This window comes from Methylobacterium sp. C33D (assembly GCF_053345825.1).
Window position 1 is genome coordinate 1 of record NZ_JBKFAV010000071.1, and the last position, 11,745, is coordinate 11,745.

Sequence of the window (11,745 nt, forward strand, 5' to 3'; positions counted from 1 at the left end):
TTCTGATCGGGGAGCGTCCGGGCCTGTCGGCCTCGGACAGCCTGGGCTGCTACGTCACGCACGGCCCGGCGCCGGGTCTGCCCGACTCGCGGCGCAACTGCATCTCGAACATCCGGGAGGGCGGCCTAGCGGTCGAGGCGGCCGCCGGGCAGATGGCGGCGCTGCTGCGGGCGATGCTGGCCCAGGGCACCAGCGGCGTCGCGCTGCGCCGGGACGATCCCGCAGGCCCGGAGGCGCTGCCGGCCGGATAGCCCCCGCCGGGTTCGCGGCGGGGGCCATCCCTTCAGGCCCGGAGGTCGGGGGCCTGGCGGTGCCGGGTCGCCTGCTCGAAATCGTAGGCGAGTCCGAGGAGGTCGGCCTCGCTCCAGAGCGGTCCGACGAAGATCAGGCAGAAGGGCGAGCCCGCGGCGTAGCGGCCGGCCGGCACGACCACGCCCGGCAGCCCGGCGATGTTGATCTCGCAGACGGTGGTCTCGTGGATCGTCTCCGACCCGTGCAGGGCCGGCACCGCGTCGCGGGTCTGCGGGAAGACCAGGGCGTCGAGACCGTGCTGCGCCATGACCGCGGTGAAGATGTCGAGGTACCGCTCGCGCGCCGCCAGGAAATCCGAGAGATCCGGGGGCGCGAGGGGATCGGCGCGACAGGCCGCGAAGGCCGGCACCTGATTCATCCAGTCGAGGACGCCGCCCGGGGCGAGGGGATCCTCCGCCTTCGTGGCGGCGTCGAAGTCGGCGAGGGTCCGGTAGGCCGCCTGCGGACCGAGCCGTTGCAGATAGTGGTGGAGGTCGTAGAGCACGCTCTCGATGCCCCGGGCGTCGTAGTGATCGAGCCCGGCGACGGGCTGGCCGAGTTCCGCGAAGCCGCTTCCGGCGAAGGGGTCGGCCACCAGGGTGGCACCCCGCTCGGCGATCTCGGCCTGGGCCCGGGCGTAGAGCCGGATCGTCTCCGCCGAGAGGGCCCGGTCGCGCCAGCCCGGCCCGTACAGCCCGAGGCGTCTGCCCCGCAGGGCCGTGTCGGACAGCGCGGCGGCGTAGCCGCCCTTCGGACGGCGGCCGATCCCGGCCACGGTCTTCGGGTCGGCCGCCGTGTAGCCGGCCAGGGCATCGAGGGTCAGCGCCGCGTCGCGCACGCAGCGGGCGATCGGCCCGACCACGTCGCGCGTGCTGCCGGCGAGCGGGACCACCCCGGTATTGGGCACCAGGGCGAAGGTCGGCTTGATGCCGACGAGCCCCTGCGCCGAGGCGGGATTCTGGATCGAGCCGCCGGTCTCCTCGGCGAGCCCCAGGACCGCGAGGCTGGCCGCGACGGCCGTGGCGGTGCCGGCGCTCGACCCGCCGGGCAGGAGGTCGGGCGCCATGGCGTTGAGCGTCGGACCGGCCCAGCTGTCGTTGGCGTGGCTGCCGGTGGCGCTCAGCACGGGCACGTTGGTCTTGCCGAGGATGACGCAGCCGGCCGCCCGCATGCGGTCCACCACGGGCGCGTCCGTGGCGGGCACGAGGTCCACCCCCCCGGCCTTGGCGCAGAGGAAGTGCCAGCCGGCCGTGGTGGGCAGGCCGGCGACGTCCATCGTGTCCTTGATCACGACCGGCACGCCCGCCAGCGGCCCGAGGGCTTCGCCCGCGGCCCTGCGGCGGTCGATCGCGCGCGCCTCGTCGAGGGCGTGCGGATTGCGGAAGATGATCGCGTTGTAGCGGGGATTGTAGGTCTCGATCCGCGCCAGGAAGGCTTCGGCCAGCGCCTCGGCCGTCACGCCGCGGGCGAAGGCGGCCTGGACATCGGCGACGGTCATCTCGGTCAGCATCCCGGCAAGGTCGGGCGCGTCGAGCGGGGCAGCATCCATCGGGAACTCCGGACTGGCGAAGGGGAGGGGATCCGGCGGCGGCTCAGGCCATGCCGACGAACTCGTCGATCAGCGACCGGTCGCGCGCGACCTCGGGCGGGACCTCGCGGGTGATGACGCCCTTCTGAAGGATCAAGATGCGTTCCGAGAGGCCGGTGATGCAGGTCAGGTTCTGCTCGACGAGGAGCAGCGCGATGCCGCGCTCGCGCCCGATCCGCAGGAGGATCTCGATGATCTCCTCGATGATCGAGGGCTGGATGCCCTCCGTCGGCTCGTCCAGCAGGAGGATGGTCGGGCCGCCGCAGAGGCAGCGGGCCAGCGCCAGCAACTGCTGCTCGCCGCCCGACAGGGCACCCCCGGGCCGGTCGAGATAGGCCTTCAACCGGGGGAAGGTGGCGAGGATGTCCCCGATGGTCTCGTCCTCGTCCCGCTTCGCGAGCAGGCAGCCCATGCGCAGATTCTCGCGCACGCTGAGCGCGGGGAAGATCTCGCGCCCCTGGGGCACGTAGCCGAGGCCCATGCGCGCCCGGGCCGTCGGGCTGCGCCGGGTGATGTCGGTCCCGTCGAACCGGACCTGCCCGGCGGTGGCCGGCAGGTAGCCCATCAGGGTGCGCAGCAGCGTGGTCTTGCCCATGCCGTTGTGGCCGAGGATGCCGACGAACTCGCCGGGGCGCACCGCGAGGGTCACGCCGCCGAGGATCGGGATGCGGCCGTAGCCGGAATGCAGGCCCTCGACGGAGAGGAGCGGCGGGCTGGCAGGGTCGGTCATGTCAGGCGGCCTGCTTGCCGAGATAGACGTCGCGCACGCGGCTGTCGGCCAGAACGGCGTCCACCGTATCCTCCATGAGGATCCGGCCCTGGTTGAACACCGTCACGGTCTTGGCGATCATCCGGATGAACGGCATGTCGTGCTCCACCACGATCAGGGCGTGGGTGCGGTTGATCTCGCGGATCAGCGCGGCGGTGCGGTGGACCTCCTCGTGGGTCATGCCGGCGGCCGGCTCGTCGAGGAGGATCAGCTCGGGCTCCTGGGCGAGCACGGTGGCGATCTCGACCCATTGCCGCTGGCCGTGCGCGAGCTGGCCGACGATGCGTCCGGCGATCCCGGTGAGGTCGAGGCGCGTCAGGGTCTCGTCGACGATGGCGCGGGTGCGGGCGATGGACTTGCGCCGGCCGGCCGCCACGAACACGTTCTCGTGGACCGAGAGGCCGTTGAAGACGTTCGGCACCTGCGTCTTGATGCCGACGCCGAGCCGCGCGATGGCGTGGGGCTCGGCCCCGGTGATGTCCGTGTCGCGCAGTCGGATCCGGCCCTCGGTGGGCTTCAGCTGACCGGTCAGGATCTTGAAGAAGGTGCTCTTCCCGGCGCCGTTGGGCCCGATCAGGCAGCGCAGCTCGACCTCGCCGAGGGTGAAATCGACGTCGGCCACCGCCGTCACCCCGCCGAACCGCATGGTGACGCCGCGGGCCTCGACGAGCGGGCGCAGGGGCGCCCCGTGGGCGCCGGTGAGGGGGGTGGGAGCGTTCATCGCGCGCCTCCCGCGGCGAGCGCGTCCTTCGCCTTCCCGCCCGAGGCCCGGGGCGTCCGTGCCCGCTCCAGCAGGCGGAGGCCGAGGCCGCGGGCGACCGGGATCAGCCCCTGCGGCACGAGCAGGACGAAGCCGACGAGGACGACACCGAGCCCGAGGTTGGAATCAACCGCGCTCTGGCTGCCGGCGGCGATGATCAGCGCCTGGATCAGCACCGCGCCGAGCATCGGCCCGACGAGGGTGCCGAGGCCGCCGACCAGGACGTAGATGATGACCTGCGCCGACATCGGCAGCCCGAACACGGTCGGGCTGATGAAACCGCCCCAGTTGGCGTAGAGGCAGCCGGCGAGGCCCGCGACCCCCGCGGCGATCATGAAGGCGATGAGCTTGTAGAGGCGCGGGTCGTAGCCGATCAGCTGGGCCCGGGTCTCGTTCTCGCGGATCGCCACCACCACGCGGCCGAGGCGGCTCGCCAGGATCCCCCGCAACAGGGCGTAGACGAGGATCAGGGCCCCCATCGCGGCGTACCAGATCCCCTCGATGTCGAGGGGCTCGTCGGGATGGCCGGGCGCGTTGAGGGCGGGGATCGCCGGGATGCCGTTGAAGCCGCCCAGCTCCGCCGCGCCGATCCGGTACTGGCTGCCGGAGGTGGCGTTGACGAGCTGGAACAGGATCACCGACACGGTCAGCGTGATGACGCCGATATAGGCGTCGCTGATCCGCCCGTAGAACATGAAGTAGCCGAGCAGGCCGGCGAAGAGCATCGGCACCAGGATCGACAGCAGGACGGGCACGGTGCTGTCGCCCATGTTGAGGACCGCGACGGCGTAGGCGTAGCCGCCAAGACCCAGGAAGGCGGCCTGCCCGAAGGACATCACCCCCGCGAAGCCCCAGACGAAGCCCTGCGAGAGGCCGAACATCGCGAGCGCCGCGAAGCCGGTGCACTGAACGAGGCCGAACGTGTCGAGGGCGTGGGGCGCCCCGAACAGGATGGCGAGGCCGAGGGCCAGCGTCGCCAGGAACCCCGCGGCGGAGAGCCGGCGGGCGGGAGCTGCGGAGATCATAGGCTGCGCCTCAGGTAGCGGCCGGTGATGCCTTGCGGGAGGACGCGGATCAGCAGGATCGCCGCGACGAGGAGGGCGACGTCGCCGATGACCGGCGTCGTCTTGAACGAGACGAGTTCGTTGATGACGCCGAACAGGCTGGAGGCCAGACCGGTGCCGGTGACGATGGCGGGGCCGCCGCCGAGAACCGTGATGAAGGCGCGGGCGATGTAGGCCGCACCCATGGCCGGGGAGACGCCCGAGATCGGGGCGAGGACGCCGCCGGCGAGGCCCGCCAGGGCCGCGCCGAGCGCGAAGGTCGCCATGTAGACGCGGTTCGGCTGCACCCCCAGCGCCGCGGCCATGCGCGGGTTCTGCATGGTCGCGCGCAGGATCAGGCCGAACTTGGTGAAGCGCAGCACCAGGAACATCGCGGCCAGGGCGGCCAGCGCCGTCGCCACGATGACGAGGCTGTAGAGGCTCGCCCCGTAGCGCCCGATGTCGAAGCTGCCGACGGGCGTCGAGACGCCGCGCACGACGTTGCCGTAGAGCGTGGTGATCAGCCCGATCAAGCCCAGGCTGATGCCCCAGGTGGCGAGCATCGTGTCCATCATCCGCCCGTAGAGGAAGCGGATGACGGTGCGCTCCAGGATCAGCCCGATCACGCCGACCACCAGTGGCGGCAGGACGAGCATCGCGATCCAGATGTTGACCCCGGCCCCGCTCGCCATCACCGCCGTGTAGGCGCCGAGCATCATGAACTCGCCGTGGGCGAGGTTGATGATGCGCATCATCCCGTAGATCACCCCGAGGCCGAGGGTGATCAGGACCAGGGTGGCGATGCCGGTGACGACGTTGAAGGCGAGCAGCCCGGCGAGATCCATCGCCCTCAGCCCTTCAGGTCCGGCGTGAACTGCTTGTTGGTGCGCGGATTCTTGATCAGGTCGCAGGCACCGCCGGTGTCGGCCGGGAACGAGTTCGGGAAGGTGGCGAGGATCTCCCACTTCCGGTCCTTCGGGCGGGCCAGATAGGTGTTGCGGATGGTGTGGTGGGTAGCACCGTCCATGGTGACCGTGCCGGTCGGGGACTCGATGCTGAGGCCGCTCTCCAGGGCGGCGATGACCTTGTCGCGCTCGATCGAGCCGGCCTTCTTCACCGCCTCGGCCCAGAACAGGATGCCCTCGTAGGTGGCGGTGTCGAGCTCGCTGAGATCGGTGACGTCGGCGCCGAACTTCGCCTGCATGCCGGCGACGAAGGCCTTGCTCGCGGGCGTGTCGAGATCGTTGTACCAGCCGTAGCAGGTGATGATCCCGTTCGTCGTGGAGGGATCCATCGTCGTCAGCTCGTCGCCGAGCCCGAACACGCTCGACCCGACCGGGATCTTGGACTTCATGCCCGCCGCGTCCCACTGGCGATAGAAGCCCGAATGGTTGGCGCCGACCAGCGCCGAGAGGACGAGATCGGGCTGCGCCTGCTGGATGCGGCTGATCGCGGACGAGAAGTTGGTGACGTCGAGGGGGAAGAAGTCGGTGCCGAGCACCGATCCGCCGCCATCCTTCATGAACTTCGTCATCCAGCTCGCGGTGATGTGCCCGTAATTGTAGTCTGCCGCGACGATGTAGGCCTTCTTGCCCCAGTTCTTGAGGGCGTAGTCGACGATGTGGTTGACGGTCTGCGCGGGGGTCGACCCGGTGCAGAACACGTTGCGGTCGCAGACGCCGCCCTCGTACTGCGTGTTGTAGAAGTAGAGGGTCCGCGCGCGGTCGAAGATGGGTCGGATCGCCTCGCGCGACGCCGAGGTGATGCCGCCCTGGATGACGTCGACCTTGTCCTTGAGGGCGAGCTGCTGGGCATACTGGGTGTAGAGCTGCATCGACGATTGCGTGTCGTAGGCGATGAGCTGGATCGGCCGCCCGAGGAGCCCGCCGGCCTTGTTGAGTTGCTCGACCGCGTACTCGGTGGTCTCGATCATCCGCTTGCCTTCGAGGCCCAGCGCGCCGGACCCGTCGAGCAGGCTGCCGAGCTTGATCGGCTCGGCGGCGAGGCCCTTCCGCGCGACGAACGGCATCGCGACGGTGCCGGCCGCGGCCGCCACCGACAGTTTCAGCACCTTCCGGCGGTCCATCGCACCCATCCCCCGAACTCCTCTCCGCATCGCGCCTCGGGTCCGGTGACCGGAAGCGGTTGAGCGGCCGGTTCGCAAAGTCGATGCCAACCAATCCCACAGATCGGTCAAAGATCGGAGCGGCAACTCGGGGCGCGGCGACTGTCTGGGGCGCTGGCTGCCTGCCGCGGTCGCGGAAATGCCACACAACGATCACGACGCGGCGCGGGCAAATGCGCGGTCACGGACTTCCGGCACGCCGCTCGAAGAAGGCACGCGGGGCGAGTAGAGGTGCCTCGTTGTCGACCCGCAGGCTCTTGGGCCGCCCCCGCAGGCGGACCAAGGCGTCCAGGGCCTCGGTCACCTGGAAGGCGCGGAAGCTTATCAAGCGACATCCGGAACTGACCCCTTCGCGTCATGAGGATCTGACCCCCATGCTAATTTCCCACGCCTAGACGGGTGTGGGTTGGGGGACCGCAGCCGCCTTTTGCAGGAGGCCGCTGCGACGCTTCTCACGAAGCCGGTAGCTGTCGCCGCGGATGGTGACGACGTGGCTGTGGTGCAGCAGCCGATCGAGGATCGCGGTGGCTACCACCGCGTCGCCGAACACGCTTCCCCACTCGCCCACGGCCCGGTTCGAGGTCACCAGCATCGCGCCCCGCTCGTAGCGGCGGCTGACGAGCTGGAAGAACAGATGCGCGGCATCCGGCTCGAACGGCAGATAGCCGAGCTCGTCGATGATCAGCAGTTTCGGCTTGGCGTAGTGCGTCAGCCGCTCCTCCAACCGGCCCTCAGCATGCGCCTTGGCCAGCTGCGCCACGAGCGTCGTGGCCGGGGTGAACAGCACGCCATAGCCGGCCACGATCGCCGCGCGCCCGATCGCCACGGCCAAGTGCGTCTTGCCCACACCGGGCGGCCCGAGGAACAGCACCGCCTCGCCATTGGCGATGAAGCGGCCGGTGGCAAGTTCACGGATCTGCGCCTTGTCCAGCGAGGGTTGGGCGCCGAAGTCGAAGCCGGTCAGGTCCCGCACGAAGGGGAAGCGAGCCAGACCGAAGGCCATGTCGATGCGGCGCTGGTCACGCCGAGCGACCTCGCGTTCGCAGAACAGGGTCAGCGCCTCCCGGATCGTCAGCTCGCCCCGGCCAGCCTCGTCGATCAGGCTATCGAGCTGATCGCGCATGGCCGTCAGCTTCAGGCGGTCGAGCAGCAGGGTGAGGTGGTCATCGTCCATCAGAAGCCTCCCCCGGCGATCGCCTCGTACTCGGCCAGCGGCCGCAACAGCGCCGGCGGCATGATGGGCGACGGGTCGAGCCGGTGAGCCGGTCGCTCTCGGCTACCCACAAGCCCGGCCAGATGGGCATCGTCGACGACACGGCCGTGGCGCCCCTTCAACGCGGCGTGCACGGCGACCTCACGTCCGCCGTGGTGGACGCGCACCACCGCTCCGCTCACGGTGACGCGAACCCGCTCGCCGATCAGCCGCCACGGCACCGAGTAGGCGTTGCCGTCGACGCTGACCGCGCAGTCTGCCCCGGCCCGGCGCACGAGATCGCGCGCGGCGGAGAACGGCGGCACGCCCGCCAGGGGCTGCAGCGCCCGGGCCTCGTCCCGGGCGAACCGCGCGCCCGGCGCCTCACCGGTCGTGCCGTGCGCGCGCCGGTCGGCCACATCCCGCGTCCAGGCATCGAGATGCGCCTCCAGGGCGGCAAAGCTCGCGAAGCGGTGGCCGGCCACAGCGTTCCTCTTGACGTAGCCGACGCCGCGCTCGTCCTTGCCCTTCGTGCGCGCCCGGTACGGGGCGCAGGCCCGCACCCGGAAGCCCCAATGCCGGGAGAAGGCGTGCAACCGCGGATGCAGGATGACCTCGCGGCTGACCGGGTCATGGTGCAGGACCAGGGCGCGGGCATTGTCGAGCAGCACCTCACGCGGCACACCGCCGAACGCCTGGAAGGCGCTCTCCAATCCGGCGAACCAGTCCTCCTGCCGCTCGTGGCCGAAGGCGCGCACATGCAGTCGACGCGAGTAACCGAGCGTCGCAACGAACAGCGAGACCCGGGTTGGCACACCGCCGATCTCGATCCGCCGCTCGCCGAAGTCGATCTGCATCTGCTCGCCTGGCCGCGTCTCGAACCGCACGCTCGCCCGCGCGGCGATCACCAGGTCCCGCCGCAACGGCGCCACAGCCCGTTCCACGGTGCGCAGGCTGACGTGGATGTCCTTCTCGTTGGCGAGGTCCTGGCGCACGACGTCGGCGTTGCCGGCATGCTGCCGGAACCGTTCGGCCAACCAGTCCATCAAGCCGTCGAGCCGCTTCGATCGTGAAGGCGTTTTAGAGGAACGCCAATCACCCTGACGGAGCCAATGCTTGACCGTGTTCTTCGAACAGCCGAGCTCGGTCGCGATCCGCTTGGCACCCCAGCCCAGCGCCTTCAGCCGCACCATCGCCGATACGTCGTCCGGCGTCTTCATCTCGGCCCTCCGCGGATCGTCCGTCCGCTGAAGAGCCTGATCTTCGTTCCTGATCATCTCGACCTCCTCGCTCATCGAGGGGGTCAGGTCCTCATGGCGTCAGGGGTCAGTTTGCCGTGTCGCCTGACACATACGAACGCTCGCGGTCATGATGACCGGATGCCGCTGCGCTAGGCGAGGCGGTCGGTGAGCTGCATCGGGTCGGGGGAGGTGAGGATGTCCTTGGATGCCGGCTAGCCGCACACGGAATTCCTGACAGTCCCAGACACGTGCGCCCGATTGCCCGAGACGAGAAACCGGTCGGCGGCCCGCGTTGAAGCACCTCGTGGGAGTGCGCACGGCAATCATTGAAAAACAGCTAAGAAAAATTTTGATCTGACAAAAATCCAGTCAGAGTTGTTGTTCCAGCTTGCAGGGGGCGTTGCGTCCCAAATTAAGTGCGTTGTCGTCCCAAATCCGCACTCACACTCTGGCTGTGTCAGACGAGCAATAGCTCGCTTAATGCGTTTCTGGTTCAAGGCCTTGACCTCATCGTTTTAGAATGAGGGGGGCTTCTATGAATCATACGATTTGCGCCGCACGTAACTCGACCACTTTGCGCCGCGGCGCGGCCGTTAGATCGGTTATATGGGAGCGCAGTTCCTCACGTGTGCAACTCCTCGTCGGATGCTCACTCGCCGCGTTGATGCTGGCTCTTGGACCGGTCGCCGCCCAAACCGTTCCGGCGCGCTCACCTTCGACATTCGGGCTCACGAAGCAAGACTTTGAAACTACAGAGTACTGGGCTGATTGGGGGCTCGGTGCAATCAATGCGTCATCAGCGTATGCGCGCGGCTTCACTGGCAACGGCGTGCTAGTCGCTGTTGTCGACTCTGGCTTAGACTCAACTCATCCGGAATTTAACAGTTTCATTGGAAAAATATATTCCGGATCGCGTAATTTCATCGGCGGCTCCGCACAGCCGTTTCCTATATTTGACTCTGATGCTGTTGCTAGCCACGGAACTCATGTGGCAGGCACGATAGGGGCCGCCCGGAATGATATCGGGATGATGGGCGTCGCTTTTGACAGTCGAATTATGGCACTATTTAATCTAGGCTATACTTCTGAAGCGATAGAGTGGGCAGCCGGCAACGGGGCTCAAGTGCTCAATGGGAGCTATGGAGAAAATTATTCTCAAGAATACAATATCATAAACAAGAAATCAGTAGAAAATAAAAATTGGCGCATCCAGAGCAACATTGAACTTAATGTAAATTCTACACTTGCCGAATATAATGCTTTAAAAAAAGCTGCAGACAAAGATATATTGATGGTCTTTGCTGCGAGCAATGCCCGAACAGATCAGCCTATAGCGTCGTTAAATCCAATGAGCGATGCACTATTCCCGTTTATAAAGCCATCAAACGCCAATAGCGGCATATACCAATTTTACACCAATTATGGAAAAGGACCGGACGGCAAGATTAGCGCTGATTATGCGCCAACCGGCCCAGTCGATGGGAGCGATTTTGATTTCTCAAGTCTAAATGGATACATTGTATCAGTGGTTGCTGTCAATGATCAGCGCCAGATTGCTGCTTTCAGTAATCTGTGCGGGAGAACAGCAGAGTGGTGCATCGCCGCTCCCGGCGTCGGCATCTACTCGACTGTAGCGGTTGGGACGGGTCCTGGCGGCTCAAATTACGGCACATTGGACGGCACATCGATGGCGGCGCCTCATGTAGCCGGGGCCGCGGCTGTCCTGCGCCAGGCGTTCCCGTTCCTGACAGCGCCGCAAATCGCCCAGACTATGTTCACCACCGCCACCCATCTCGGTGACGGACTCGCCGACAGGCCGAACACCACCTACGGCTGGGGGCTGCTCAACCTCGGCAAGGCCATCGACGGCCCCGGCCAGTTCACCTCAACCTGGACGGTCAACACCACCTATAACGGCCAAGCCTATTACGGCCGCTTCGCCAACGACATCTCGGGCGTTGGCGGCCTGATCAAGATCGGGCTCGGCACCCTCGAACTCGCTGGCACCAACACCTATGCCGGTGGCACTGCCGTCTATGGCGGTACCCTGGCCGTCTCCCGCGACGCCAATCTTGGTGCCGCTGGCACCGGCCTGATCCTCGGCGGCGGTACCTTCGAGGTCCTCGCCGACGGCTTCACCACCCCTCGCCCGCTCACGCTCTCCGGCCCCGGCACCCTGCAGATCGACGTCGGTACCTCCACCTTTGCAGGGCCGATCGCCGACGGCAGCCAGCCGGGCGTGCTCCTTAAGACCGGGAGCGGCACTGCCGTGCTCTCGGCCGCCAACACGTTCACGGGCGGCGCCCTGGTCGGCACCGGCACTCTCGCCCTGACTGCCACCGGCAGCCTCACCGCGCCCGTCCTCGTCGGCTCGGCGGCGAGCTTCCTCAATGCCGGGCTCGTCTCTGGCAGCGTCGGCAATTTCGGCGTCCTCGCCAACAGCGGCACCATCACAGGCAGCGTCGCCAATGCCGGTCTGGCTCTCAACACAGGCATCATCGGCGGCGGCGCGGCCAACAGCGGCAGCCTAGTCAACGCCGGCACCGTCTTGGGCGGCCTGACCAACACCGGCACGGCGCTCAACACCGGCGCCATCGGCGGCGGCGTGACCAACTCCGGCACGCTCGCCACCAGCGGCACCATCAGCGGCGGCCTGACCAATGCCGGCACCGTGCTGGCCAGCGCCGGCCGCATCGACGGCGCCATCGCCAACAATGCCGGCCTGCTCGCCGTGTC

11 protein-coding genes are annotated in these 11,745 nt (G+C 67.7%); 2 read left to right on the forward strand and 9 right to left on the reverse strand.

Annotation, left to right across the window (positions count from 1 at the left end):
• Positions 1-251: ethanolamine ammonia-lyase light chain EutC (locus ACLBXO_RS30675; protein ID WP_447687773.1), on the forward strand; the 251-nt coding region annotated here is incomplete at its 5' end.
• 32 nt (positions 252-283) lie between these two features.
• Here ACLBXO_RS30675 and ACLBXO_RS30680 read toward each other — a convergent pair.
• The 9 genes from ACLBXO_RS30680 to istA all read right to left on the reverse strand — a co-directional run bounded on the left by ACLBXO_RS30680 (position 284) and on the right by istA (position 9,045).
• Complete coding sequence (locus tag ACLBXO_RS30680) at positions 284-1,840, reverse strand: amidase (RefSeq protein WP_447687774.1); 1,557 nt, start codon at positions 1,838-1,840, stop codon at positions 284-286.
• A 43-nt stretch (positions 1,841-1,883) separates the two neighbouring features.
• A complete protein-coding gene (locus ACLBXO_RS30685) occupies positions 1,884-2,609 on the reverse strand; it encodes an ABC transporter ATP-binding protein (RefSeq protein ID WP_331317191.1) in 726 nt (241 codons plus the stop codon).
• Position 2,610: 1 nt separating this feature from the next.
• Positions 2,611-3,369, reverse strand: coding sequence for an ATP-binding cassette domain-containing protein (locus tag ACLBXO_RS30690; RefSeq protein WP_056530338.1), 759 nt, complete (start codon positions 3,367-3,369; stop codon positions 2,611-2,613).
• Positions 3,366-4,433 (reverse strand): ABC transporter permease subunit, encoded by a 1,068-nt coding sequence (locus ACLBXO_RS30695; protein WP_447687775.1) that lies wholly within the window; start codon positions 4,431-4,433, stop codon positions 3,366-3,368. The genes ACLBXO_RS30690 and ACLBXO_RS30695 overlap by 4 nt, the downstream gene beginning before the upstream one ends.
• Positions 4,430-5,296: a branched-chain amino acid ABC transporter permease gene (locus ACLBXO_RS30700; RefSeq protein ID WP_331317196.1), complete on the reverse strand. Its 867-nt coding sequence runs from the start codon at positions 5,294-5,296 to the stop codon at positions 4,430-4,432. The genes ACLBXO_RS30695 and ACLBXO_RS30700 overlap by 4 nt, the downstream gene beginning before the upstream one ends.
• Before the next feature lie 5 nt (positions 5,297-5,301).
• Positions 5,302-6,537, reverse strand: coding sequence for an urea ABC transporter substrate-binding protein (locus ACLBXO_RS30705; protein WP_447687776.1), 1,236 nt, complete (start codon positions 6,535-6,537; stop codon positions 5,302-5,304).
• A gap of 220 nt (positions 6,538-6,757) precedes the next feature.
• Positions 6,758-6,904: a hypothetical protein gene (locus ACLBXO_RS30710; RefSeq protein WP_447687779.1), complete on the reverse strand. Its 147-nt coding sequence runs from the start codon at positions 6,902-6,904 to the stop codon at positions 6,758-6,760.
• Between the two features lie 63 nt (positions 6,905-6,967).
• On the reverse strand, positions 6,968-7,750 hold the full coding sequence (gene istB, locus ACLBXO_RS30715) for an IS21-like element helper ATPase IstB (RefSeq protein WP_029361734.1): 783 nt from the start codon (positions 7,748-7,750) through the stop codon (positions 6,968-6,970).
• A complete protein-coding gene (gene istA, locus ACLBXO_RS30720) occupies positions 7,750-9,045 on the reverse strand; it encodes an IS21 family transposase (protein ID WP_447687778.1) in 1,296 nt (431 codons plus the stop codon). The genes istB and istA overlap by 1 nt, the downstream gene beginning before the upstream one ends.
• 592 nt (positions 9,046-9,637) lie before the next feature.
• Here istA and ACLBXO_RS30725 point away from each other — a divergent pair.
• Positions 9,638-11,745 (forward strand): S8 family serine peptidase (locus ACLBXO_RS30725; protein WP_447687777.1); only part of this gene is annotated, 2,108 nt, incomplete at its 3' end.